The organism is Streptomyces venezuelae (assembly GCF_008642335.1).
Lineage (GTDB): Bacteria > Actinomycetota > Actinomycetes > Streptomycetales > Streptomycetaceae > Streptomyces > Streptomyces venezuelae_F.
The window spans coordinates 644,327-669,198 of record NZ_CP029191.1 but is presented as its reverse complement, the minus strand read 5'-3'; the positions used below and the strand labels follow the sequence as shown (position 1 = coordinate 669,198).

At 72.5% G+C, this 24,872-nt stretch carries 23 protein-coding genes; 13 read left to right on the top strand and 10 right to left on the bottom strand.

Annotation, left to right across the window (positions count from 1 at the left end; all coding sequences use genetic code 11):
- Positions 1 to 49: 49 nt before the first annotated feature.
- The 4 genes from DEJ49_RS02955 to DEJ49_RS02940 are packed head-to-tail and all read right to left on the bottom strand — an operon-like array spanning position 50 to position 4,152.
- On the bottom strand, positions 50 to 1,213 hold the full coding sequence (locus DEJ49_RS02955) for a betaine/proline/choline family ABC transporter ATP-binding protein (RefSeq protein ID WP_150182238.1): 1,164 nt from the start codon (positions 1,211 to 1,213) through the stop codon (positions 50 to 52).
- Between the two features lie 22 nt (positions 1,214 to 1,235).
- Positions 1,236 to 1,898: a lactate utilization protein C gene (locus DEJ49_RS02950; protein ID WP_150182237.1), complete on the bottom strand. Its 663-nt coding sequence runs from the start codon at positions 1,896 to 1,898 to the stop codon at positions 1,236 to 1,238.
- Positions 1,895 to 3,394 (bottom strand): LutB/LldF family L-lactate oxidation iron-sulfur protein, encoded by a 1,500-nt coding sequence (locus DEJ49_RS02945; protein WP_150182236.1) that lies wholly within the window; start codon positions 3,392 to 3,394, stop codon positions 1,895 to 1,897. The genes DEJ49_RS02950 and DEJ49_RS02945 overlap by 4 nt, the downstream gene beginning before the upstream one ends.
- Positions 3,391 to 4,152, bottom strand: a complete 762-nt coding sequence (locus DEJ49_RS02940) for a (Fe-S)-binding protein (protein WP_150182235.1) — start codon at positions 4,150 to 4,152, stop codon at positions 3,391 to 3,393. The genes DEJ49_RS02945 and DEJ49_RS02940 overlap by 4 nt, the downstream gene beginning before the upstream one ends.
- A 120-nt stretch (positions 4,153 to 4,272) precedes the next feature.
- Here DEJ49_RS02940 and DEJ49_RS02935 point away from each other — a divergent pair, with 120 nt between their 5' ends.
- From DEJ49_RS02935 to DEJ49_RS02925, 3 genes are all read left to right on the top strand, one after another.
- Entirely contained in the window at positions 4,273 to 5,574 is a 1,302-nt protein-coding gene (locus DEJ49_RS02935; protein ID WP_150182234.1) for an alpha/beta fold hydrolase, read from the top strand.
- 63 nt (positions 5,575 to 5,637) lie between these two features.
- A complete protein-coding gene (locus tag DEJ49_RS02930; protein ID WP_150182233.1) occupies positions 5,638 to 6,399 on the top strand; it encodes a PIG-L deacetylase family protein in 762 nt (253 codons plus the stop codon).
- Between the two features lie 23 nt (positions 6,400 to 6,422).
- On the top strand, positions 6,423 to 7,256 hold the full coding sequence (locus DEJ49_RS02925; RefSeq protein ID WP_150182232.1) for an enoyl-CoA hydratase/isomerase family protein: 834 nt from the start codon (positions 6,423 to 6,425) through the stop codon (positions 7,254 to 7,256).
- Here DEJ49_RS02925 and DEJ49_RS02920 read toward each other — a convergent pair.
- On the bottom strand, positions 7,183 to 8,166 hold the full coding sequence (locus DEJ49_RS02920; RefSeq protein WP_150182231.1) for an SDR family oxidoreductase: 984 nt from the start codon (positions 8,164 to 8,166) through the stop codon (positions 7,183 to 7,185). The two genes, DEJ49_RS02925 and DEJ49_RS02920, sit on opposite strands and share 74 nt — an antisense overlap.
- Before the next feature lie 102 nt (positions 8,167 to 8,268).
- Between DEJ49_RS02920 and DEJ49_RS02915 the strand changes: the two genes are divergently transcribed.
- The gene (locus tag DEJ49_RS02915) at positions 8,269 to 9,033 is read left to right on the top strand and encodes an NAD(P)-binding domain-containing protein (protein WP_150182230.1); all 765 of its coding nucleotides are present in this window, start codon (positions 8,269 to 8,271) and stop codon (positions 9,031 to 9,033) included.
- Positions 9,034 to 9,055: 22 nt separating this feature from the next.
- Here the strand turns inward: DEJ49_RS02915 and DEJ49_RS02910 are convergent, their stop codons facing one another.
- The 4 genes from DEJ49_RS02910 to DEJ49_RS02895 form a co-directional block, all read right to left on the bottom strand.
- The gene (locus tag DEJ49_RS02910; protein ID WP_223832697.1) at positions 9,056 to 10,540 is read right to left on the bottom strand and encodes an APC family permease; all 1,485 of its coding nucleotides are present in this window, start codon (positions 10,538 to 10,540) and stop codon (positions 9,056 to 9,058) included.
- Positions 10,537 to 12,105, bottom strand: a complete 1,569-nt coding sequence (locus DEJ49_RS02905; protein ID WP_150182229.1) for a GMC family oxidoreductase — start codon at positions 12,103 to 12,105, stop codon at positions 10,537 to 10,539. Before DEJ49_RS02905 ends, DEJ49_RS02910 begins: the two co-directional genes overlap by 4 nt.
- 54 nt (positions 12,106 to 12,159) lie before the next feature.
- On the bottom strand, positions 12,160 to 13,626 hold the full coding sequence (locus DEJ49_RS02900; protein WP_150182228.1) for an aldehyde dehydrogenase family protein: 1,467 nt from the start codon (positions 13,624 to 13,626) through the stop codon (positions 12,160 to 12,162).
- 180 nt (positions 13,627 to 13,806) lie between these two features.
- On the bottom strand, positions 13,807 to 14,400 hold the full coding sequence (locus DEJ49_RS02895) for an MBL fold metallo-hydrolase (protein ID WP_150182227.1): 594 nt from the start codon (positions 14,398 to 14,400) through the stop codon (positions 13,807 to 13,809).
- Between the two features lie 166 nt (positions 14,401 to 14,566).
- Between DEJ49_RS02895 and DEJ49_RS02890 the strand changes: the two genes are divergently transcribed.
- Together DEJ49_RS02890 and DEJ49_RS02885 are read left to right on the top strand one after the other, a co-directional pair.
- Positions 14,567 to 15,475, top strand: coding sequence for a GlxA family transcriptional regulator (locus DEJ49_RS02890; protein ID WP_150188010.1), 909 nt, complete (start codon positions 14,567 to 14,569; stop codon positions 15,473 to 15,475).
- Between the two features lie 37 nt (positions 15,476 to 15,512).
- A complete protein-coding gene (locus DEJ49_RS02885) occupies positions 15,513 to 16,046 on the top strand; it encodes a GNAT family N-acetyltransferase (RefSeq protein WP_150182226.1) in 534 nt (177 codons plus the stop codon).
- On the opposite strand, the gene DEJ49_RS02880 is transcribed toward DEJ49_RS02885, so the two are convergent.
- Positions 16,033 to 17,106: an NAD(P)/FAD-dependent oxidoreductase gene (locus tag DEJ49_RS02880; RefSeq protein ID WP_411757132.1), complete on the bottom strand. Its 1,074-nt coding sequence runs from the start codon at positions 17,104 to 17,106 to the stop codon at positions 16,033 to 16,035. The genes DEJ49_RS02885 and DEJ49_RS02880 overlap by 14 nt on opposite strands.
- Positions 17,107 to 17,196: 90 nt before the next feature.
- Between DEJ49_RS02880 and DEJ49_RS02875 the strand changes: the two genes are divergently transcribed.
- The 7 genes from DEJ49_RS02875 (at position 17,197) to DEJ49_RS02845 (ending at position 24,840) form a co-directional block, all read left to right on the top strand.
- Positions 17,197 to 17,838, top strand: coding sequence for a cupin domain-containing protein (locus DEJ49_RS02875; RefSeq protein WP_190329250.1), 642 nt, complete (start codon positions 17,197 to 17,199; stop codon positions 17,836 to 17,838).
- A 98-nt stretch (positions 17,839 to 17,936) separates the two neighbouring features.
- Positions 17,937 to 18,905 (top strand): NADPH:quinone oxidoreductase family protein, encoded by a 969-nt coding sequence (locus DEJ49_RS02870; RefSeq protein ID WP_150182225.1) that lies wholly within the window; start codon positions 17,937 to 17,939, stop codon positions 18,903 to 18,905.
- Positions 18,902 to 20,089: an acyl-CoA dehydrogenase family protein gene (locus tag DEJ49_RS02865; protein ID WP_150182224.1), complete on the top strand. Its 1,188-nt coding sequence runs from the start codon at positions 18,902 to 18,904 to the stop codon at positions 20,087 to 20,089. The genes DEJ49_RS02870 and DEJ49_RS02865 overlap by 4 nt, the downstream gene beginning before the upstream one ends.
- Complete coding sequence (locus tag DEJ49_RS02860) at positions 20,086 to 21,189, top strand: acyl-CoA dehydrogenase family protein (protein ID WP_150182223.1); 1,104 nt, start codon at positions 20,086 to 20,088, stop codon at positions 21,187 to 21,189. The genes DEJ49_RS02865 and DEJ49_RS02860 overlap by 4 nt, the downstream gene beginning before the upstream one ends.
- A gap of 141 nt (positions 21,190 to 21,330) precedes the next feature.
- Entirely contained in the window at positions 21,331 to 22,920 is a 1,590-nt protein-coding gene (locus DEJ49_RS02855; protein WP_150182222.1) for an ABC transporter substrate-binding protein, read from the top strand.
- Positions 22,921 to 22,979: 59 nt separating this feature from the next.
- Positions 22,980 to 23,945, top strand: a complete 966-nt coding sequence (locus DEJ49_RS02850; protein WP_150188007.1) for an ABC transporter permease — start codon at positions 22,980 to 22,982, stop codon at positions 23,943 to 23,945.
- Between the two features lies 1 nt (position 23,946).
- On the top strand, positions 23,947 to 24,840 hold the full coding sequence (locus tag DEJ49_RS02845; protein ID WP_150188006.1) for an ABC transporter permease: 894 nt from the start codon (positions 23,947 to 23,949) through the stop codon (positions 24,838 to 24,840).
- Positions 24,841 to 24,872: the final 32 nt, after the last annotated feature.

Here is a 24,872-nt window from a genome sequence, read left to right as displayed (position 1 = left end):
AGTGCTTCGTGGCTGGTCGCGCAGTCCCCCGCGCCCCTGCCGGGCGCTCCTACGCGTCGGCCACCGAATCGAACTCCACCTGATCCCTCGCCACGCCCTGCGCGTCCGCGTCCACCGAGCGGCGCAGCGCCTCGTGGAGTTTGGCCGGGGTCAGGACGCCCAGGAAGCGCGCGCCGTCGAGCACCGCGACCCAGCCCGCGTCGTGCTGCAGCATCACGCCGAACGCCTGCTTGAGCGGGGCGCCGACCGGCACCCAGGACTTCATGCGGTGCGCCAGGTCGCCGACCGTGCCACCGGCGCCGGCCAGCGCCAGCTCGTCCAGGCCCACCCAGCCGTGCAGATCGCCGTCCGTGTCGAGCACGACGGCCCACCGCGCCTCCTCCTCGCGCAGTCGGGCCGCGGCCTGCGCCGCGGGCTCGTCGAGCCGGGCGAGCGGCGGCTGCTCCAGGTCGTCGGTCTGGATCTCGGTGACGGAGAGCCGCTTCAGCCCCCGGTCGGCGCCCACGAACTCGGCGACGTACGGCGTCTCGGGCGCCCCGAGCACCGCCCCCGGCGTGTCGAACTGCTCGATGCGCCCCTGCCCGTACACCGCGATCCGGTCGCCGAGCCTGACCGCCTCCTCGATGTCGTGCGTGACCAGGAGCACCGTCTTGCGGACCGCGGCCTGCATCCGCAGGAACTCGTCCTGCAACTGCTCGCGCACCACCGGGTCGACGGCGCCGAACGGCTCGTCCATCAGCAGCACGGGCGGGTCCGCGGCGAGCGCCCTGGCCACGCCGACGCGCTGGCGCTGGCCGCCGGAGAGCTGTTCGGGGTACCGGGAGCCGTACGTCTTCGGGTCCAGGCCCACCAGCTCGAGCAGCTCAGCCGCGCGCGCCCGCGCCTTCGCCTTCTTCCAGCCGACCAGGGCGGGGACGGTCGCCGTGTTGTCGAGGATCGTGCGGTGCGGGAAGAGGCCGACCTGCTGGATGACGTAGCCGATACGGCGGCGCAGGCGCACCGGGTCGACGTCGGCGATGTCCTCGCCGTTCACGAAGATGCGGCCCGACGTCGGTTCGATGAGCCGGTTCACCATCATCATCGTGGTGGTCTTGCCGCAGCCCGAGGGGCCGACGAGCGTGACCAGTTCGCCCTCGGCGACCTCGAAGGAGAGGTCGTCCACGGCCGTCGTGCCGTCCGGATAGCGCTTGGTCACCTGCTCGAACCGGATCATGCCCTCACGCTAGCCGCGCCCGTCACTCACCGCTCATCAACACCACCTCGAGGGTGCGCGGCCCGTGCACCCCCTCGACGCGGTCCAGCTCGATGTCGCTGGTCGCGGAGGGGCCCGAGATCCAGGTCAGCGGCCGCAGCGGATCGAGCCGTTCGAGGGCCTGCGGCACCGAGGCGACGACCTGGCCGGGCACCCGGACGACACAGACGTGGTGGTCCGGCACCAGGGTGATGCGGCGCCGGCCCTGGTCCGGGGAGCCGTCGAGCACGATCGTGCCGGTCTCGGCGATCGCGAGGGCGCACCCCGTGATGACGCTGTCGACCCGGTCGAGATCGTGCGGGGTGCTCGCCGCCCGGTCGTGGACGCGCACGGGGTCGGCGGCCGCCAGCCAGTGCGGCGGCAGCTCCGGCGGCACGAGCACGGTCTCGGCACCGCGCTCCGCGTACAGCCGCATCAACAGGTCCGACACCTCGTCCTCCGTGCAGCGGTGCACGATCGCGCGGTAGTCGGCGAGGTTCTCCGCGAGCAGGTCCACGGTCTCGGTGACGGTCCGCTCGCCGTGCTCGCGCGCGTACCCGCGGTCCACCGCCTGTTCGTACGCGAGGTCGTCGGCCGGTACGTCGTCGGCCCGCACGTCGGCGAGCGCGCGCCGCACCCGCCCCAGAACCCGGTCCCTGGCGCTCACCGGTCGCTCCCTTCCGTCGTGCCGCCGCTGTTGCCGCCCCGCGTGCGCCGCCACCAGTCCCGGAACGGCTCGGCCGGCACCTCCGGCAGCTCCCGCGTCGCGCTCCACGCCCTGCCGGGCCCGGGGAGCGTGCGCGGATGGAGCCGCCGGGTCCGCGACGCCAGACGCTGACCCGCGCGGAGCGCACCCGGCCGGGCGAACGCGAGACCCGCCGCGCGCATCGCCGCCCGCTCCGCCGCATGCCCCTTGGCGGGCCTCAGCGTCACCCTGTTGCCGCCCCGCGTCGCCTCGCCGCCCTGCACGACCCGCTCCCGCAGGTGCACGAGGACCTCGGGGATGTCGATGGCCACAGGGCACACTTCGTAGCAGGCCCCGCAGAGCGAGGACGCGTACGGCAACGAGGCGTCGATGTCGCTCCCGGTGCCCCGGAGCTGCGGGCTGAGGATCGCGCCGATCGGACCCGGGTAGACCGAGCCGTACGCGTGCCCGCCCGCCCGCTCGTACACCGGGCAGACGTTGAGACACGCCGAGCAGCGGATGCAGCGCAGCGCCTGGCGGCCCACCTCGTCGGCGAGGGTGTCGGTGCGGCCGTTGTCGAGCAGGACGAGGTGGAACGCGCTCGGGCCGTCCTGGTCGGTCGTGCCGGTCCACATCGACGTGTACGGGTTCATGCGCTCGGCCGTCGAGGAGCGCGGGAGGGTCTGGAGGAACACCTCCAGGTCGCGCCAGGCCGGAACGACCTTCTCGATGCCGACGACGGAGATCAGCGTCTCGGGGAGCGTGAGGCACATCCGGCCGTTGCCCTCCGACTCGACGACCACGAGCGTGCCGGTCTCGGCGACCATGAAGTTCGCGCCGGAGATCCCCACCTTGGCGCGCAGGAACTTCTCCCGCAGGTGCAGCCGCGCCGCCTCGGCCAGCTCGGCCGGGGTGTCGGTGAGGCCGTCCGGCGCCGGACGCCCCCAGTGGCCCATCTCCTTCCGGAAGATGTCACGGATCTCGCCGCGGTTGCGGTGGATGGCGGGCACCAGGATGTGCGAGGGGCGGTCGTGGCCGAGCTGCACGATGAGCTCGGCGAGGTCGGTCTCGTAGGCGCGGATGCCTTCGGCCTCCAGGGCTTCGTTGAGGCCGATCTCCTGCGTGGCCATCGACTTGACCTTGACGACCTCCGTCTCGCCGGTGGCCCTGACCAGGTCGGCGACGATGCGGTTCGCCTCCTCGGCGTCGGCCGCCCAGTGCACGGTGCCGCCCGCCCGCTCGACGGACTCCTCCAGCCGCACGAGGTAGTGGTCCAGGTGGCGCAGCGTGTGGTCCTTGATGCGCTTCCCCGCCTCGCGCAGCCGGTCCCAGTCGGACAGCTCGGCGACGGCGCGGGCGCGCTTGTCGCGGATCGTGTGCGTGGCGTGCCGCAGGTTGGCCCGCAGCGTGGCGTCGCCGACCGCCTCCCGCGCGGCCGCCGGGAACGCGGGCATGCCGACGAAGGTCCCGCCGCTCATGACAGGGGCTCCTCTTCCGTACTGGCCAGGATCTCCGCGATGTGCACGGGACGCACGGCCGTGCGCAGCCGCGCCATCGTGCCGCCGATGTGCATCAGGCAGGAGTTGTCCGCCGCGCACAGCACCTCGGCGCCCGTCGACTCGGCGTTGCGCACCTTGTCGGCGCCCATCGCCGCCGAGACGTCGGCGTTCTTCACGGCGAAGGTGCCGCCGAACCCGCAGCACTCATCGGCACCGGGCAGCTCGACCAACTCCAGCCCCTCCACCGCCCGCAGGAGCCGGGTGGGCCGGTCGGCGAGCCCCAGCGCGCGCAGCCCGTGACAGGTCGGGTGGTACGTCACCGTGTGCGGGTAGTACGCGCCCACATCGGTGACACCGAGGACGTCGACCAGGAACTCCGTGAGTTCGTACGTCTTCGGGACCACCGGGGCGACCGTCCGCGCCAGACCGTCGCCCCTGCCCTCCGCACGGGCCCGCTCACCCATGCGCGGGTACAGTTCCCGCACCATCGCCCCGCACGACCCCGACGGCGTCACGATCGCGTCGTACGCGTCGGAACCGAAGACATCGGAGAAATGCCGCGCCAGCGGCTCGGCCTGATGCCGGTACCCGGTGTTGTAGTGCGCCTGCCCGCAGCAGGTCTGCGCCATCGGGAAGTCGACGTCAACTCCCAGCCTGGTCAGCAATTTCACCACTGCCCGACCCGTATCCGGATACAGCGTGTCGTTGACGCAGGTCAGGAAAAGAGCGACACGCATCGCGGGCTCCTCCCAGTCGGTCATCGGATGGATGCAGCGTACCCGGCAGCCCTCCGGCCGGACGTGTGTGCTGGACTGGCCCTACGTAGACAGTGATCCGCCGCATCGCCAGGAGCTCCCGTGACCCTCTCGTACCGTCAGCCTGGAGTCGTACTCACCGACCGCCGCTTCAGCGTGCCGCTCGACCACGACGACCCGGCGGGGGAGCGGATCGAGGTCTTCGCGCGTGAAGCGGTCTCGGCGTCGCGCGGCGGCGCCGACCGGCCGTGGCTGGTCTACCTCCAGGGCGGTCCTGGCTTCGGCGCCACCCGCTTCAGCGGCGCGGAGTCCTGGCTCGCCCGCGCCCTCCAGGACTACCGCGTCCTCCTCGTCGACCAGCGCGGCACCGGCAGCTCCACGCCCGCCAACCGCCAGACCCTCCCACTGCGCGGCGGCCCCCGCGAACAGGCCGACTACCTCGCCCATTTCCGCGCCGACTCCATCGTCCGCGACTGCGAGGCGATCCGCCCGGAGGTGACCGGCGGCGCCCCCTGGACCGTCCTCGGGCAGAGCTTCGGCGGCTTCTGCGCCACCCACTACCTGTCGTCGGCGCCCGAGGGCCTCACCGCCGCCCTGATCACCGGCGGCCTGCCCGCCCTCGACGGTCACGCCGACGACGTGTACCGCGCGGCCTACCCGCGCATGGAGCGCAAGACCACCGCGCACTACGCCCGCTACCCCCAGGACGTCGAGCGCGCCCGCCGCATCGCCGCCCACCTCGCCGAGCACGACACGGTCCTGGGGGGCGGCTACCGGCTGACCGTCCCGGCCTTCCAGTCCCTCGGCATGCTCCTCGGCACGGGCGACGGCAGCCACCGCCTCCACTACCTCCTGGAGGACGCCTTCGTGCCCACCCCGGCCGGGCCCGCGCTCTCCGACGCCTTCCTGGAGAACATGCGGACGGCCCTCTCGTACGCGGGCAACCCGCTCTTCGCCGTCCTGCACGAGGCGATCTACGGCCAGGGCGGGCGGCCCACCGCCTGGTCCGCCGAGCGGATGCGCGGCGAGTTCCCGCAGTTCGACCCGGCGAAGACCCTGGCGGGCGACGCCCCGCTGCTCTTCACCGGAGAGGCCGTGCAGCACTGGATGTTCGACAGCGACCCGGCACTGCGCCCCCTGCGCGAGACCGCCGACCTCCTCGCCGAGCGCACCGACTGGCCGCGCCTGTACGACACCGCGCGCCTCGCCGCGAACGAGGTGCCCGCCGCAGCCGCGATCTACCACGACGACCTGTACGTCGACACGGAGCACTCCCTGCGCACCGCCCGCACCATCCGGGGCCTGCGCACCTGGGTCACCGACGAGTACGAGCACGACGGGCTGCGCGTGAGCGGACCGCGTGTGCTCGACCGGCTGCTCGCGCTCGTGCGCGGCGAGGTGTGAGGAGCCCCCAACTCCGGTTTGCCGCTCGGCCCGTTGTCCGACGCCGGGGATAGGCTGGGAATCATGACCGAGCCGCAGAGTTCAGCCGCCCACGCCGACCAGCTCACCCCCATGCCCGAGGACTGGCGGCGCGCGCTCGCCGTCGTCGCCCACCCGGACGATCTGGAGTACGGGTGCGCGGCGGCCGTCGCGGGCTGGACCGACGGCGGCCGGGAGGTCGCGTACCTCCTGGCCACCCGGGGCGAGGCCGGCATCGACACGCTCGACCCCGCCACCTGCGGACCGCTGCGCGAGCGGGAGCAGCGCGCCAGCGCCGCCGTCGTCGGCGTCGACACCGTGGAGTTCCTCGACCACAAGGACGGCGTCGTCGAGTACGGCACGGCGCTGCGCCGCGATATCGCCGCCGCGATCCGCAGGCACCGCCCCGAGCTGGTCATCACGCTCAACCACCGCGACACCTGGGGCGGCGTCGCCTGGAACACCCCCGACCACGTGGCCGTCGGCCGTGCCACGCTGGACGCCGCGGCGGACGCGGGCAACCGCTGGATCTTCCCGGAGCTCATCGAAGAGCAGGGCCTCGAGCCGTGGAACGGCGTGCGGTGGGTCGCCGTCGCCGGTTCGTCGACGCCCACGCACGCCGCGGACGCGACGGCGGGTCTGGAGCGCTCGGTCGCCTCGCTCCTCGAACACCGCACATACATCGAGGCGTTGACGGACGAGGACCCCGAGAAGTACTGCCGTACGTTCCTGACGGGCAACGCGCAGTCCCTGGCGTCGCGGTTCGGAGGGAAGCCCGCGGTGGCGTTCGAGGTCTTCAGTCGTTGAGCCGGTGCGCGTAACCTGCGCGCGTGATCGACACCATCGGCACGGACATCCCGGAGGGCGAGGAGCGGCTGCGCCTCGACGTCGAGGACGGACTCGGCATCCTCACCCTCTGCCGGCCGCGCAAGCTCAACGCGTGGAGCTGGGAATCCACCCGCCAGCTCGGCCTGTTCGCCGACCGGATCCGCTTCGACGGTTCCATCAGGGCGGTGCTGCTGCGCGCCGAGGGCCGGGCGTTCTGCGCGGGCATCGACGTCACGGCGCCGGGCGGCGCGATCACCGGCCGCTCCGGCGCCGAGCGCACCCAGCACTACTACGAGGGGCTGCGCTGGGCGCACGAGCGGTTCCGTGCCTTCGCGGGGCTCCCGCAGCCGGTCGTCGCGGCCGTCCAGGGGTACTGCCTGGGCTTCGGCTTCGAGCTGGCGCTCATGGCGGACGTACGGATCGCGGCGGACGACGCGGTCTTCGCGCTGCCCGAGGCGGGCATCGGCGTCGCCGTGGACGCGGGCGGCGACCTGCGCATCGCCCGTGAGGCGGGCGCGGGCTGGGCGAAGCTGCTCGCCCTCACCGGCCGCCGGATCGACGCGCCCACGGCGGAACGCCTGCGCCTCCTCCAACAGGTCGTGCCGGTCGCGGAGTTGAGCGAGGCGTCCCGGGCCGTGGCGGCGGAGATCGCGGCGAACGCGCCGCTCGCCGTGCGGGGCATCAAGCGCGGCATCGACGCGTACGCCGACGCGGGGATGACGGAAGCCCTCGACCGCGTCGCGATGAACGCGGCGCTCACGCTCACGTCGGACGACTCCCGGGAGGGGTACGCGGCGAAGGCGGCGGGCCGTCCTGCGCGGTTCGAGGGGAAGTAGCGCCACCGTCGAACGCCGCCCGCCCCATCTGCTCCCGCACCGTCACCACCGGCGAACCGACCAGTCCCCTGCGTTGCCAGTTCGCGCCGTCGGCCACCAGCGTGTGGCCCGTGATGAAGCGGGCGTACGGGGAGGCCAGGAACGTGGCGGCCCAGCCCAGTTCGCGCGGCAGGCCGACGCGCAGGGCGGGCTGGCGGGCGGCCAGTGGTCCGGCCGGGTCCAGGTTGCCGCGGATGTCGGCGGTCATGTCGTCGTGCGGCATCAGCCCCGGCACAAGACCGTTGACCTGGATGCCGTACGGCCCCCACTCCACCGCCAAGGTCTCGACCAGGCTCTTCACCCCCGCCTTGGCCGCCGCGCTGTGCGCGAACCCGGGGCCGCCCGTCCACGCGTACGACGCCCCGATGTCGATGACGGAGCCGGGGGTGCCCGCCGCCAGATGACGTCGGCCGAACTCGCGCGTCATCAGGAACGTGCCCGTGAGCGTGATGTCCACGACCGCGCGCCAGGCGCCCGGCGACATGTCCTCGGCGGGCACGGGGAAGTTGGCGGCGGCGTTGTTCACCAGCACCCCCGGCAGGCCGTACGCCGCCTGCGCCGCGTCGAAGACCTCGGCGACGCGCTCGGCGTCCCGGACGTCGCAGACCGCGGCGGTCACGCGCCCGCCCAGCGCGGCCAGTTCGTCCCGTGCCGCCCTGAGCCGGTCCTCCCTGCGGCTCGCGATCACCAGGTCGGCGCCCAGCCGCGCGAACTCGGCGGCGACGGCCTTGCCGAGCCCCGTCCCGCCACCCGTGACGAGGACGACCGTCCCGTCGTACGTGCCCGGCGGCAGCGCGGCCGCGCCCAGCGGGGGAGGCGGGGGCAGTCCGGGCGGCCCGCCGGGCCCGCCCTCCGTGTCGTGGTCCGTCATGCGCGCATGGATACTCCGTGCGGGGCAAAACCTCCATCGGCACGACATGATCGACACCGCACGGTGGACACGACATGACCGACACGACAGGGGAGAACAGTGGTGAACCGCATCGGGATCATCGGCGTCGGCGAGATAGGCCGGGCCATGGTGGACGGCCTGTGCGACGGCACCCGGGAACCGCCGGATATCCACCTCTCGCCACGCGGGGCCCGTACGGCCGCCGAGCTGGCCGGCCGGTATCCGGACGTCCGGGTGTGCGCGGACAACCAGGAGGTCGCGGACCGCGCCGACCTGGTGATCCTCGCCGTCCGCCCGCAGGACCGCACGGAGGCCCTCGACGGGCTCCGGGTCGCCGATGACAAGGTCGTGCTCAGCGTCATGGCGGGCGTCGGCGTCGACGAGGTGCGCGACCTGCTCGGCACCGCCGCCCCCGTGGTGCGCGCCATCCCGCTGCCCGCCGTGCGCGAGCGCCGGTCCGTCACCGTGACCTTCCCGTCCCACCCGGTCGTCGACGCCTTCTTCGACGGGCTCGGCGGCGCGCTGCCGGTCGCGGACGAGGCGGACTTCGCGGTGTTCTCCACGCTGACGGGCACGCTCAGCGCCCACTACGCGTACCTGGCGACCCTCACCGACTGGGCCGCACGGCAGGGCATCCCCGCCGCGGAGGCGGACCGGTACGTCCGCGGCCTCTTCCAGGCCGTCGGACGGGCGCTCGGCGACGAGACGCGCTCACCGCGGCAGTTGGCGGGCGACCACGAGACGCCCGGCGGAAGCAACGAGCGCATCCGCACCACGTGGTTCGACGCGGGCAACGCCGAGTCCCTCACCAAGGCACTCGACGCGCTCCTCACCCACCTCCGATAGCCCACTTGGGACAGTCACGGGGTCACGCGGTGTCGGCCTCGTCGGGCACCGCGTTGTCCGACGGGGCGTCGCTGCGTCCGTAGTGGTGCGTCGTGAACATGTACACCAGGCCCGCGGCCACCACGACGCCGCCGCTCAGCAGCACGATCCAGTTGTCGTACCAGGGCGCTTCGGGCGTGCGGGGCCAGGCGATGTTGATGATGGCGAAGATGCCGTACGCCAGCGCCCCGACGTTGACCAGCAGCCCCCACCGCCCGAGCCGGTACTCACCGCTCGGCTTCCACCCCTTCAGGCGGGCCCGCAGCGCGGCGAGGACGACCATCTGGAAGGACGCGTAGATACCGAGGATCGCGAAGGACACGATCTTCGTCAGGGCGTCCTCCGAGATGAGCGAACCGACGGCGATCAGCGCGGGCACGACCGCCGCGATGAGCAGCGCGTACGGGGGGACCGCGCGTGCCGCCGAGAACTTCCGCAGCAGCCGGTGGCCGATGATCATCTCGTCGCGGGCGTACGAGTAGATCAGCCGCCCGGCGGCGGCCTGCAGACTGATCGTGCAGGACAGGAAGGAGATGAGGACGACGGCCATGACCGTCCGCGCGCCCGCCTCGCCCAGGGCGTCGAAGAGAACCCTGACCACCGGGTCCGGGTCCTTCCCCGAGATCACGGCCCGGTAGTCGACGACCGCGAGGAGCAGCGTCAGACAGGTGAACGTCGCCGCGGCCCCGCCCACGTAGATGGTGCGGCGCATCGCCTTCGGGATGACCTTGCCGGGGTGCTTGACCTCCTCGGCGACGTCGCCGCAGGCCTCGAAGCCGTAGTACTGGTAGAAGCCGATGATCGCGGCGCCGAGGAAGACGGGCAGGTAGGAGCTGTCACCGGCCGCGCCGTAGTCGTCGAAGAGGACGCCGAGACCGTGGAAGCGGTGGGTGGTCAGCAGGATGATGCCGACGACGAGCGCGCCGAGCAGCTCCGCGCTGAACCCGATGAGCGCCGCCCACGAAAGGGCCTTCGTGCCCGCGTAGTTGATGAGGACGGAGATCACGATCAGGGCGATCGTGCACAGCACCGTGGTGTGCACGGTCGGGCGGAAGCCCAGCAGGATCGCGATGTAGGGGCCCGCGCCATACGCGACGCTGGTGATGGTGACGAGCAGCGCCCACATGTAGACCCAGCCGGTCATCCACGCCCAGCGCACGCCCCACAGCCGCCGCGCCCACGGGTAGACGCCGCCCGCGACCGGGTACTGCGCGACGACCTCGCCGAAGACGAGCGCGACGAGGAACTGTCCGCACCCGGCCATGACGAACGCCCAGATCATCGGCGGGCCGCCGTCGGCGAGGGCCGTGCCGAAAAGGGTGTACGTGCTGACGACGGGGGAGAGGTAGGTGAAGCCGAGGGCGAAGTTCGCCCACGGTCCCATCTCCTTGCGGAACTCCGACTTCGCCTCCCCGGGAGCGGCGTCCGCGTCCGCGGTGCCGTCCGGGGTACCTGGAGCGGTGGTCACTGGTGGGCCCCTTCCGTGCCCGCGGACCCGGGGGCGGGCCTGGCCATGATGAGGTCCGCGGCGCGTTCGGCCGCCAGGAGCACCGTGACCATCGGGTTGATGGACGGCATGGTCGGGAAGATGGACGCGTCCACGATGCGCAGACCGTCGTGTCCGCGCAGCCGCAGCTGCGGGTCGACCACGGCCATCGGGTCGTCCTCGGCGCCCATCCGGCAGGTCCCCGCCGGGTGGTAGACGGTGTGCGCGGCGCGTCGCCCGTACTCCGAGAGGTCGGCGTCCGACTGGACGTCCGGGCCCGGGGCGACCTCGCGCAGCAGCCAGTCGCTGAGCGGAGCGGTGGCGGCGACCTCGCGCGCGATGCGCAGACCGTCGACGATCGTGCGCTCGTCGTGCCCCTCCGGATCCGTGAAGTACCGGAAGTCCAGGGCGGGTTTGACGGTCGGATCGGCGCTGCGCAGCCACATGCGGCCGATGGAGCGGGCGCGCGGCACGTTCGGCGTCATGCAGACGCCGTGCTCGGGAACGGGGTAACCGAGGCGTTCCGTGTTGACGGTGAACGGCACTTGGTAGAAGTGGAACATCAGGTCGGGGCGCGGCCCGCCCGCCGCGTCGCGGCGCAGGAAGAGACCGGCGTCTGAGTCCATGGCCGAGTTGGGCGGCAGCGGCCCGTCCGTCTCCCACACCATCACCGACTCGGGGTGGTCGAGAAGGTTCTCCCCGACCCCCGGCAGATCCGCGCCGACCTCGATGCCGAGGTCGCGCAACTGGTCGGCGGGGCCGATCCCGGAGAGCATCAGGAGCCGGGGCGTGTCGATGGCGCCGGCGCAGAGCAGGACCTCCGCCTCGGCCTCCAGGATCGACACCGAGCCGTCGGGGTTGCGGACCTGCACGCGGGTGAAGCGGCCCTCCTCGTCGCGCAGCAGCCGGTACGCCCACGTCTCCAGGCGGAGCGTCAGGTTCGGGCGGTCCATGATGGGGTGCAGATACGCGACCGACGCGGAGGAGCGGTTGTTGGTCTGCGGGTCGTACGCGAGGGAGAAGAAACCGGCGCCGTCGGTGAACGGACGGGCGTTGAAGTCCTCGACGACGGGCACGCCGAGCCGGCCGGCCGCCGCCGTCACGAAGTCCTGGGCGATCGGGTTACGGTCGGCGGCGCCGACGGGCACGATCGTGTTCTGCAGCCGCGACCGGTACGGCAGGATCGTCTCGGGCCCCCACCCTTCGCAGCCGCTCGCCACCCACTCGTCGAGGTCCTGCGGGAACGGCAGGAAACTGATCAGGGTGTTGTGCGAGGAACAGCCGCCGAGCACACGGGCCCGCGAGTGCAGGATGTGGGAGTTACCGCGCGGCTGCTCCTCGGTGGTGTAGCCGTAGTCGAACTCGCCGCCGAGCAGATTGATCCAGTTGCGGAGCTTCAGGATCCGGTCGTCGCCGACATCGCTGGGACCGCCCTCCACCACGCAGACCCGGGACGCCGGGTCCTCGCTCAGCCGGGCGGCCAGTACGGAGCCCGCCGTACCGCCACCGATGATCAGGTAGTCGTAAGTCGTCGTCTCGTCGGCCATGCCGCCGCCTTCCCTGTCGTCCGTGTGCTCGTCCGTGTGGAGCTCTGAGTACGTTCAGCCCTTGAACCAGCCGGAGGGGCCCGGCCTGAGGTTCTGGTAGATGTGCTTGGCCTCCTGGTACTCGCGCAGGCCCGTCGGGCCGAGCTCCCGGCCGAAACCGGACATGCCGAAGCCGCCCCACTCCGCCTGCGGGACGTAGGGGTGGAAGTCGTTGATCCAGACCGTGCCGTGCCGCAGCCGGGCGGCGACCCGCTGGGCGCGGCTCGCGTCGTTCGTCCAGATGCCGCCCGCAAGGCCGTAGCGGGTGTCGTTGGCCAGCTCCACGGCCTCTTCCTCGGAGCGGAAGCGCTCCACCGTGACGACGGGGCCGAAGACCTCCTCCTGCACGATGCGCATCGAGCGGTCGCAGTCGGCGTAGATCGTGGGCAGCAGGAAGAAGCCGCGCGACAGCTCGGGGTCGTCGGGCCTGCGGCCTCCGCACACCAGACGGGCGCCCTCCTCCCGGGCGACCTCCAGATAGCCCTCGACCTTGTCCCGGTGCTCCGCCGAGCTCAGCGGACCGCTCTCCGTCCGCGGGTCGAGCCCGTTGCCGAGCCGGATGGCCTGCGCGCGGGCGGCGAGCCGCTCCACGAACCGGTCGTGCAGGGAGTCCTCCACGAGCAGCCGCGAGCCCGCCGAGCAGACCTGCCCGGAGTGCAGGAACGATGCTTCCAGCGCGTGGTCGACGGCCGTCTCGAAGTCGCAGTCCGCGAAGACCACGTTGGGGTTCTTGCCGCCGAGCTCCAGGGCGAGGTTCTTCACGCCCGGCGCGCACGCCTCCATGATGCGGCGTCCGGTGGCCAGACCGCCGGTGAAGGAGACCAGGTCCACCTGGGGGTGCGAGGACATGGCCGCGCCGACGGTGCCGCCCGGCCCGAGCACGAGGTTCGCGACTCCGGCGGGAGCGCCCGCCTCGGCGATCAGCTTGATCATGTGGATGGTGGAGAGCGGTGTGATCTCACTGGGCTTGAGGACGAAGGTGTTGCCCGCGACCAGGGCGGGGGCGACCTTCCAGGAGGCCTGGAGCAGCGGGTAGTTCCACGGCGCGATGAGCGCGCAGACCCCGATGGGGTGGTACGTGACCCGGCTGAGCACGTCCGGGCCGACGTCCACGACGCGGCCCCCGTCCTTGTCCGCGATCTCGGCGAAGTAGCGGAACGCGTTCGAGACGTCCTCGACGTCGATGCGGGCCTCGGCGAGCGTCTTGCCCGTGTCGAGGGACTCGACGTGGGCGATCTCCTCCTGGTCCCGCAGCAGGAACCGAGACACCTTGAGGAGGACGTCGGCCCGCTCCCGGGTGGGCGCCGACGACCAGTCGCCGCGGTCGAAGGCGCGCCGCGCGGCCCGCACGGCGAGGTCGACGTCCGCCTCCCCCGCGTCGTCGACCTGCTGGACGACGGACGCGTCGAACGGATTGATCACGTCCCGCCGCGCCCCTCCGGCGGCCCCCGTCCACTCCCCGTCGACGAACAGTTCCGGCATCGTGTGCTCCCTCGCTCTGGTCCCTGTCCGGTGCCGAAGTCGGAACCGGCACGCACACCGGCACCAACATCGTCCGACCGGCCCGCACCGGCCGCGGGGACGCACCGACGGGGGGAGGGTTGGGCGCAGATGTGACCTGGTTGGGCTAGGGGGAGGGGTCGGGCCCGCGGGGCACAGACCCTAGCGAGGCGTAGTCCCGTCCGGCCGGAACGGCGCGCCGTGACCCGGCACGACCAGGTCCGCGACGCCGATCACCCGCAGCCGGGAGGCGCGCAGTACCGCGCGGTCGGGGGCCACCGGGTCCTCCGCCGGGCCGTTCGCGTGCCACCACAGGTCGCCCGCGAAGGCGACCACGCCCGTCTCCGTGCCCGCGAGCAGTGTGATGTCCTCCGTGCTGTGGCCCGGAGTCCTGATCAGCCTTAGTGACGGCGTGAGTTCGTACCCCTCCGCGTCCCGGTTGTGCCACTGGTCGCCGCGGTACTCCACCTTGTGGTCGTGCACTCTGGCCCGCCCGAAGAGGCCCACGTTCATGGTGTTGTCCGGGTGGTGGTGGCTGAGCACCACGTCGGTGATGTCGTCGGGGCCGAGGCCCGCCGCCGCGAGCGGGGCGAGGATGCTGTCGCGGTTCGGGACCATGCCCGGGTCGAAGATCACATGGCGGTCGCCGTCGGCTATGTAGGAGACGGTGGCGGCGACTCCGGGGCCGGTGGAGCCGACGTAACCGGTGGTCAGGATCGTGTATGCGGCGCTGCGGCCGAGCGGTGCGGTGGTCATGACCGTGATCCTTCCGGGCGGCGGACCCGGAAACGAGTGGCACGCCTGCCGCTGATCGCAGGATTACTGCCAGCCGTGCCAGACTGCGCCCGTGTCCACCTCGCCGCCCGCACCTCCCTCGGCCCCTTTCAGGACCGTCGCCGCCTACACCCCGCCCGGCGTCGGCATGCTCGCCGTCGGCATCGTCACCGAGGTCTTCGGGCCGCACGGTGAGGCCGCGCCCGGCTTCGACTTCGTCCTCTGCACCGACCGGCCGGGCCCGGTCCCCACCGACCTCGGCGTACCGCTCGCCCTCACGCACGGCCTGGACCGCCTCGCCACCGCCGACCTCGTGATCGCCCTGCCCTGGGCCGACTTCCGTACGCCGCCCGCGCCCCCCGTTCTCGACGCGCTGGCGGCGGCACACGAGCGCGGCGCGCTCGTCGCCGCCCACTGCGTCGGCGCCTTCGCACTCGCCGCCGCGGGGCTGCTCGACGGCCGACGGGCCACCACACACTGGCGGTTCGCGGACCTGCTCGCACAGCGCCACCCGGACGTCACCGTCGAACCCGACGCCCTCTACATCGACGAAGGGCGCGTCATCACCGGCGCGGGCGCCGCGGCGGGCTTCGACCTCTGCCTGCATCTGCTGCGCAGGGAACACGGCGCCGCGCTGGCCAACATTGTCGCCCGTGACGTCGTCCTGCCCTCGCACCGCGACGGAGGCCAGGCGCAGTATCTGGCCGCCCCCGTTCCCGAGGACTGCCATGACGACCGGCTGTCCGACGTGCTCGCCTGGGCCCGCGAGAACCTGCACGAGCCGCTGCCCGTCGCGGAACTGGCCCGGCGGGCCGTCATGAGCCCACGCTCCTTCGCCCGCCGCTTCACCGCCGCGACCGGCACCACGCCGCACGCCTGGCTGCGGAGCCTGCGCCTGAGCAGCGCGGAGGAACTCCTGGAGACCACGGACCTGCCGGTCGAGGAGATCGCACGCCGCGTGGGCTACGGAAGCGCCGCCGTCCTGCGTGAACAGTTCGTACGCCGCCGGGGCGTGCCGCCGCGCTCGTACCGCCGATCCTTCACGAACGCGCCCTGACAGGTGCGCACTTCGTGTGCGGTGCGAGAATCCCCGGATGACCTGCGCCGACGAACCCGTACGAACCGTTCTCCGCCCGGCCGATGCCCAACTCCGGCCCGTGGTCGAGCGGTTGGCTCAGCTCTACCGGCACGACATGTCGGAGTTCCTCGGGTACCTTCCCTCGCCCGACGGGACGTTCGAGTTCGGCAGGCTGCCGCTGTTCTTCGACGAGCCGGGGCGGTCGGCCCTGCTCATCCAGTACGGGTCGGCGCCCGCCGGTTTCGTGCTGACCCGCCCGATGCCCGAGGGTGCGACCTCGATCTCCGCGTTCTTCGTCGTACGGGCGCTGCGCAGACGCGGTGTCGGCCGGGAGGCGGCGCTTCAGCTGCTGCGCTCCCGGCCGGGTGCCTGGGCGATCGCGTTCCAGCCCGCCAACGCGGGCGCCGCCCGGTTCTGGCGCGGGGTCGCGACGGCCGCCGTGGGGTCCGACTGGCGCGAGGAGTCGCGGCCCGTCCCCGCCTCCGTGGCCGCGCACGCGCCGGACGACCAGTGGATCCTGCTGGACACGGAGAGCCCTAGCCCGCGGTGAGCTCGTGGGTGCGGGCGCCGGCCGACACGCGGGCCACCTCCGCCTCCGCGCGGGGCGAGAAGACGCCCGCCCGGCGCCGGGCCACCTCCACGTCGAGGTCGGCCATGACGAGCTCGGCGTTGATGGTCACACCGGCCCGGTAGCCGGCGCTCGCCGCGTTGATCACCTGCTCCATGGGGCTCGCCGCGTTGCCCACCGCCCAGACGCCGGGAACGCTGGTGCGGCCGACCTCGTCCACCTGCGGGTACGGGCCGAACGGGGTGTCCTTGTGCTTGGCGCCGAGGTCGGCCAGGAGACCGCCCCGGGCGACCGGCTTCGCGGCGACGAACAGCACCGAGCGGGGGAAGACCCGGCCGTCGGCGAGCCGCACGCCCGCCAGCCGGTCGTCCTCGACCGCGAGGCCCGCGACCTCGCCCTCCACGACCTGTACCCCGGCGGCGGCCAGCCTCTCCCACTCCTCGTCCGGCAGGTCCCGCACGGTGTGCAGGAACAGGGTCACGTCCTTGGACCACTGGGTCACAAGGAGCGCCTGGTGACTGTTGAAGGGTTCGGATGCGAGGACGCCGAAGGGCTCGTCCCGCACCTCCCAGCCGTGGCAGTACGGGCAGTGCAGCACGTCACGGCCCCAGCGCTCGGCGACGCCCGGCACGTCGGGGAGTTCGTCCACGAGGCCCGTCGCCATGACGACCCGGCGCGCGTGCACCTGCCCGCCGTCCGCCAGCCCGACCCCGAACTCTCCGGTGCCGTCCGGCCGCACGGCCGACACGCGGTCGCGCACGACCTCCACCCCGTACCGCTCAAGCTCCCGTCGTCCTTCGGCGAGGAATTCGGCGGGCGGCATGCCGTCCCGCGACAGGTAGCCCTGCATGTGCGCGGCGGGCGCGTTGCGCGGCTCGCCCGCGTCGACCACGAGGACCCGCCGGCGGGAGCGGCCGAGCACGAGGCCGGCGCTCAGCCCCGCGGTCCCTCCGCCGACCACCACCACGTCGTACACCTGCCCGCTCCCCATCTCGTTCCGCCTGTCCTGAGCGTTGTCGCTGTCCTGAGCGTTCTCGGTCATCGTGACCACCTCCACTCGCACCATGCGCCCGACGATGCCGAATCAACAAGTGAGCTTGCCGATACCGCAAGAACTGGCATGATGGTCGGCATGAGCGAGAAGCACGCAGGGCCCGGTCGGCAAGGCGGCGACGGCGCGGAACCGGAAGCCATGGATCAGGTCCTCACCGAGGTGGGGCCCCGGCTCCGCCGCATCCGAAAGGAGCGCGGCGCCACCCTCGCCGGACTCTCCGCTGCCACCGGCATCTCCGTGAGCACCCTGTCCCGCCTGGAGTCCGGACACCGCAAGCCCAGCCTCGAACTGCTCCTGCCGATCGCCCGCGCCCACCAGGTCCCGCTGGACGAGCTGGTCGGCGCCCCGCCGGTCGGCGACCCGCGCGTGCGGGCCAAGCCGATCGTCCGGCACGGGCGCACCATGCTGCCGCTGACCCGCCAGCCCGGCGGCCTCCAGGCGTACAAGGTCGTCGAGCCCGCGCGCACCTCGCCCGCCCCGGACCCGCAGACGCACGAGGGGTACGAGTGGCTGTACGTGCTCTCGGGCAGGCTGCGCCTGATCCTCGGCGACCACGACGTGGTGCTCGGGCCGGGGGAGGCCGCGGAGTTCGACACCCGGGTCCCGCACTGGTTCGGGGCGACGAGCGAGGGCGGCGCGGAGTTCATCAGCCTGTTCGGGCCGCAGGGGGAGCGCATGCATGTACGGGCCCGGCCCACGCGCAAGGGCGAGGCCGGGTGAGGTAGGCGCGGAGGGTGTCCAGGGCTGTTCCCTTGAGTGCAAGCGACCGCTTAGTATGCGGTCGAGCACGGTCTACGACAGCCCCGTGGAGGCCCCGCATGCAGGCATGGCAAGTGCACGAGAACGGCGAGCCGGGCGAGGTGATGCGCCTCGCCGAGGTGGAACGCCCTCCGCTCGAAGAGGGGCAGGTGCTGCTGAAGGTCCGCGCCGCGAACATCAACTTCCCGGACGCGCTGCTCTGCCGGGGTCAGTACCAGGTCAGGCCGCCGCTGCCGTTCACGCCCGGCGTGGAGATCTGCGGTGAGACGGAGGACGGGCGGCGCGTGATCGCCAACTCCGTGCTGCCGTACGGAGGCCTCGCCGAGTACGCCGTCGCCGACGCCGCCGGGCTGCTGCCCGCCCCCGACGCGCTCGACGACGCGGAGGCCGCCGCGCTCCACATCGGCTACCAGACAGGGTGGTTCGCCCTGCACCGCCGCGCGCATCTGAAGGAGGGCGAGACGCTCCTCGTGCACGCGGCCGCCGGTGGCGTGGGCAGCGCCGCGGTGCAGCTCGGCAAGGCCGCGGGCGCCAAGGTCATCGGCGTCGTCGGCGGCGAGGAGAAGGTACGGGTCGCCCGCGAGCTCGGCTGCGACCTCGTCCTCGACCGGCGCTCGGACGACGTGATCGGCGCCGTCAAGGAAGCGACGGGCGGACGCGGCGCCGACGTGATCTACGACCCCGTGGGCGGTGACGCCTACACCAAGTCCGCGAAGTGCGTGGCCTTCGAGGGACGCATCGTCGTCATCGGCTTCGCGAGCGGCACCATCCCCACCCCCGCGCTCAACCACGCCCTCGTGAAGAACTACTCGATCCTGGGCCTGCACTGGGGCCTCTACAAGACCAAGGACCCGCGCTCCATCCTGCGCTGCCACGACGAGCTCACCGAGCTCGCCGCCAAGGGCGCCATCAAGCCGCTGGTGAGCGAGCGCGTGCCGATGGCCGACGGCGCCTCCGCCGTGCAGCGCGTCGCCGACGGCGTCACCACCGGCCGCGTGGTCGTCCTGCCGCACGGAGGTGCCGCGTGATCGACGCCGCTGAACTGCGCACCCGTACCCGCGCGTTGCTCGCGGCGCACCCGCCCGCCACGACGGACCGCGCCGACTTCCTCAAGGCCCGCTTCGACGCCGGGCTCGCCTGGGTGCACTACCCCGAGGGCCTCGGCGGTCTCGGGGCGCCGCGCTCCCTCCAGGCCGTCGTCGACGCCGAACTGGAGGCCGCGGGCGCGCCCGACAACGACCCGCGCCGCATCGGCATCGGCCTCGGCATGGCCGCTCCGACCGTCCTCGGCTTCGGCACCGATGAGCAGAAGCGGCGCTTCCTGCGCCCGCTGTGGACCGGCGAGGAGGTGTGGTGCCAGCTCTTCAGCGAGCCGGGCGCGGGCTCCGACCTCGCGGCGCTCGGCACGCGCGCCGTCCGCGACGCGGAGACCGGCGACTGGGTGGTGAACGGCCAGAAGGTGTGGACGTCCAGCGCCCACACCGCGCGCTGGGCCATCCTCATCGCCCGCACCGACCCGGACCTGCCCAAGCACCGCGGCATCACGTACTTCGTGTGCGACATGACCGACCCCGGCGTCGAGGTGCGGCCGCTGCGCCAGATCACCGGCGAGGCCGAGTTCAACGAGGTGTTCCTGACCGACGTGCGCATCCCCGACGCGCACCGGCTCGGCGAGGTCGGCGACGGCTGGAAGGTCGCCCAGACCACCCTCATGAACGAGCGCGTCTCCATCGGCGGCATGCGCATCCCGCGCGAGGGCGGCATGATCGGCCCCGTCGCCAAGGCCTGGCGCGACCGCCGCGACCTGCGCACCCACGACCTGCACCAGCGGCTCCTGAAGCTGTGGGTCGACGCGGAGGTCGCCCGGCTGACCGGCGAGCGGCTGCGCCAGCAGCTCGTCGCGGGGCAGCCGGGCCCCGAGGGCTCCGGCATGAAGCTGGGCTTCGCCCGCCTCAACCAGGAGATCAGCGGCCTTGAGGTGGAACTCCTCGGCGAGGAAGGGCTGTCGTACGACGACTGGACGATGCGCAGGCCCGAGCTGGTCGACTTCGTGGGCCGCGAGGCGGGCTACCGCTACCTGCGCTCCAAGGGCAACAGCATCGAGGGCGGGACCAGCGAGGTCCTGCTGAACATCGTCGCCGAGCGCGTCCTCGGCCTGCCCGCCGAGCCGCGCACCGACAAGGACGTCGCCTGGAAGGACCTCGCGCGATGAGCGACCTGCTGTACTCCGAAGAGGAAGAGGCGCTGCGCCGCGCCGTGCGGGACCTGCTCGCCGACCGGTGCGACGCCGCCAGCGTCCTCGCCCGCGCCGAAGCGCCGGCCGCCGACGGACCGCACGACCGTGAACTGTGGAAGGCGCTCACCGACGGCATGGGCCTCGCCGGGCTCCTCGTCCCCGAGGACCTGGGCGGTCAGGGCGCCTCGCACCGCGAAGCGGCCGTCGTCCTGGAGGAGCTGGGCCGCGCGGTCGCGCCCGTGCCCTACCTCAGCAGCGCCGTCGTGGCCACGGAGACGCTGCTCGCGTGCGGGGGAAGCGAGGCGACCGAGTGGGTGAGCGCGCTCGCCGCCGGGCGCACCGTTGGCGCGCTCGCGGTGGGCCTCGCGGCCGCCCCGGGCGCTCCCTTCCCGGGCGTACGTCATGAAGCGGGCGCGCTGCACGGCCAGTTGACCGGCATCGCGGACGCGGCCGGCGCCGACGTCCTGCTCGTCCCCGCCGACGACGGCGCGCTCTACGCCGTGCACACGGCGCAGGACGGCGTCACCGTCACCCCGCGGACCTCCCTCGACCTGACCCGGCCGCTCGCCGCGGTGACCTTCGAGGGTGCCGCGGCGCGTGAGTTGACGCCGGACGCGGGCGCGGCGGTACGGCGTGGTCTGCGGACCGGTGCCGCGCTGCTGGCCTCCGAACAGCTCGGGATCGCCGAGTGGTGCCTCACCGAGACCGTCAGGTACACGAAGGAGCGACACCAGTTCAACCGGCCCGTGGGCTCCTTCCAGGCGCTCAAGCACCGGCTCGCCGAACTGTGGCTCGAGGTCGTGAACACCCGCGCCGCCGCGCGCAACGCCGCCGACGCGCTCGCCACGGACAGCGCCGACGCGGACGTGGCGGCCGCCCTCGCCCAGGCCTACGCCGCACCCGTGGCGGTGCACGCCGCCGAGGAGGCGCTCCAGCTGCACGGCGGCATCGGCATGACCTGGGAGCACCCCGTCCACCTGTACCTGAAGCGCGCCAAAGCGGACTCGATCGCCTACGGCACGGCGGGCAGGCACCGCGATGCGCTGGCGGACCTGGTCGACCTCCAGGCACCCTGAGACCCCGTCGACGCCCCACCCCCGCATATCCATGCAGCCCGCACCCACCAGGTGCGGGCTGCGCGTTTTACGTCGCTATTACATAAGGCATAATTGCGACCCGTTCGCAACAACGGTTGATCTTCAGTAGGGGTGTGGAGCATGAGGGCCCGATCGATACGGGGCGCAGGCGCGACGGCGACGGCGGCCGCGATAGCGGTCGCCGCCTCCGCGTGCTCGGCGCCCGGCGACGGCGGCGGCGACGCGAAGAACTCCGCGGTCGTCGGCATCGCCTACGAACCGGAGACCCTCAGCCCGCTCCTCGGCTACGGCAAGGACGGCAACTCGAAGATCTTCGACGGGCTGCTCACGCACGACGCCGACATGAAACTCAAGCCCGCCCTCGCGGCCGAGCTGCCCAAGGTCGCCGACGACGGCAAGACCTACACGTACAAGCTCCGCAAGGGCGTCAAGTTCAGCGACGGCAAGCCCTTCTCGTCGAAGGACGTCGTCTTCACGTACGAGACGATCCTCGACAAGAAGACGAACAACGCGTCGAAGACCGAGCTGGACGCCGTCAAGAGCGTCGAGGCCAAGGGCGACGACACCGTCGTCTTCCACCTCAAGTACCCCTACGCGCCGTTCGCCGAGCGCACCGTCCTGCCGATCGCCCCCGAGCACGTCGCGGGCAAGCAGGACGTGAACACCGGCACCTTCACCACCAAGCCGGTCGGCACGGGACCGTACAAGCTGGTCAAGTGGTCCAAGGGCGAGAAGCTGACCTTCAAGGCCAACCCCGACTACTGGGGCGGCGCGCCGAAGGTCGAGAACTTCACCATGGCGATCATCAAGGACGACGACATCCGCGCCACCCGGCTCGACGCCGGTGAGCTCGACGGCGCGATCCTGCCGCCCAACCTCGCCAAGAAGTACAAGAGCGACAGCGGCAAGAACACCTACGCCGCCAAGACCTTCGACTACCGCGTGGTGACCCTGCCCACCGGCAACAAGGTCGCGGGCGACACCGACATCCGCCGCGCCCTCGACACCGGCGTGGACCGCAAGGCCATGGTCGACTCGATCCTGTACGGCGAGGGCAAGGAGGCCTACGGGCCCGTCCCGACCGACAGCCCCTGGTTCACCAAGGGCACCGAGCGCGAGTTCGACGCCGACAAGGCGAAGAAGATCCTCGACGACGCCGGATGGAAGCCCGGCAAGGACGGCATCCGCGAGAAGGACGGCGTCCGGGCGACGTTCCCGCTCTGGTACCTCTCCGGGGACAAGCTCCGCCAGGACCACGCCCTCGCCTACGCCTCCGACGCCAAGAAGCTCGGCATCAAGGTCGAGGTGCAGTCCGGCACGTGGGAGGTCATCGAGCCCCGCATGCCCAAGGACGCGGTCCTCGCCGGCGGCGGCTCCCCGGCCGACCCCGACTTCGACCAGTACACGCTCCTGAAGTCCTCCCTCGCCGGCGACGGCTTCAACAACATGGCGCACTACGACAACCCCAAGGTCGACAAGGCCCTGGAGGACGCCCGCAAGAGCGGTGACCACGCCAAGCGCCAGGCCGCGTACGACACGATCCAGCGCGAGCTGGTGAAGAACCCCGGCTACACGTTCCTCACGCACATCGACCACCTCTACGTCGTCGACAAGAAGTTCGGCGACCTGAGCACCCAGGTCGAGCCGCACGACCACGGCCTGGCCTCCGGCCCCTGGTGGAACGTCGAGGACTGGCAGCCGAAGAAGTGACACCGGCGATATCGAAGGCCGCGGGGGAGGCGACGCGCCGTCGCCTCCCCTGGGGCCCCATGGCGCGGCTCGTGGGGCGGCGGGCCCTGTTCGCCGTACCCGTGCTGCTGCTCGTCACCTTCGGCGTCTTCGCCATCGCCGCCGCGTCGCCCTTCGACCCCGTCAAGGCGTACGCGGGCACGGCGGGACTCACCGCCTCGCAGGAGAACCTCGACCAGCTGCGCGCCAATCTCGGCGTGGACCGGCCGCTGACCGCCCGCTGGTGGGACTGGCTGACCTCGGCCCTCACCGGCGACCTCGGCGACTCGAGCACCCTCAGGCAGCCCGTCGCGGACGCCATCGGCGAACGCATCGGCTGGTCCGTGCTGCTCGCCGCGACCGCGTTCGTCGTCGCCATCCTCCTCGGCACCGCGCTCGGCGTCCTCGCCGCCCGCAGGCCCGGCGGCTGGCTCGACCGCGCCGTGACGTCCCTCGCGTACACCCTCGAAGCGGCGCCGCCCTTCTGGCTCGGCCTCCTCGCCGTCTGGTTCTTCGCGCTGAAGCTCGGCGTCCTGCCCTCCGGCGGACTCACCGACACGGCCAGCTCGACCGTGACGGCGGGACAGGTCGCGAGCCACCTGGTGCTGCCCGCCGCCGTGCTCGCGATCTCGCAGTTGCCGTGGTTCGTCCTGTACGTGCGTCAGGGGGTCGGCGACGCCCTGGGCGACGACCCCGTGCGCGGGGCACGCGCGCGTGGCCTCGCCGAACGGACCGTGCTCCTCGGCCACGCGCTGCGCTCCGGCATGCTGCCCGTCCTCACGCTCATCGGCTCGCGCGTGCCCGAACTGATCACCGGAGCGCTCCTGGTGGAGACCGTCTTCAGCTGGCCCGGCATCGCCGCGGCCACCGTGCAGGCCGCGACCTCCGTGGACTTCCCGCTGCTCGCCGCGCTGACCGCGCTCGCCACGGCCGCGGTCCTGCTGGGCAACCTCGTGGCCGACATCCTGTACGGCCTCGCCGATCCGAGGGTGGGATTCGATGGCTGAGATGGCTGATGTGGCTGATGTGGCTCAGAAGCGTGACGTCGTGTGGCGCGACCGGGGTGGTGTGCGCCGCTCCACGCGCGCGTGGCGGGTGCGCACCTCCGCGGTGCTGGTCGCGGCGGTCGTCCTCGCCGTCCTTCTCGTGCCGCCGCTCGTCCAACTCGACGAGCAGGCCGTCGACCTCGCGTCGAAGCTGCGGCCGCCGTCGCTGTCGCACCCCTTCGGCACCGACGACGTCGGCCGCGATCTGCTGCTGCGCTGCGTGTACGGGCTCCGCGTCTCGCTCCTCGTGGGTGTCGTCGCCGCCGTCGTCGCCACCGTCATCGGCACGGCGGTGGGCGCGCTCGCGGCTGCCTCCGGCGGCTGGGTCGACCGGCTCGTCATGCGGCTCGTCGACGTCTTCGCGTCCGTGCCGCACCTGCTGCTCGGCATCTTCATCGTCGCCATGTTCCGGCCCGGCGTCTGGCCGGTCGTCGTGTCCGTGGCGCTCACCCACTGGCTGTCCACCGCCCGCATCGTGCGCGCCGAGGTCCTGTCGCTGCGCTCGCGGCCCTACGTCGACGCGGCGATCTCCGGCGGCGCCTCACGCCTGCGCGTCGCCGTGCGGCACCTGCTGCCCGGCGTCCTGCCGCAGGCCGGACTCGCCGCCGTCCTGATGGTGCCGCACGCCATCTGGCACGAGTCCGCGCTGTCCTTCCTCGGCCTCGGACTCCCCTCCCACCAGGCCAGCCTCGGCACGCTCGTGCAGAGCGCCCGCGGCTCGCTCCTCGCGGGCGACTGGTGGCCGACGCTGTTCCCCGGCCTGTTCATCATCGTGCCCACCCTGGCGATCGCGGGCCTCGCGGGCGCCTGGCGGGAACGGATCAACCCCCGGCGCCGATCGGAGCTCATGCTGTGACGGACCCCGTCCTCTCCGTGCGCGGTCTCTCC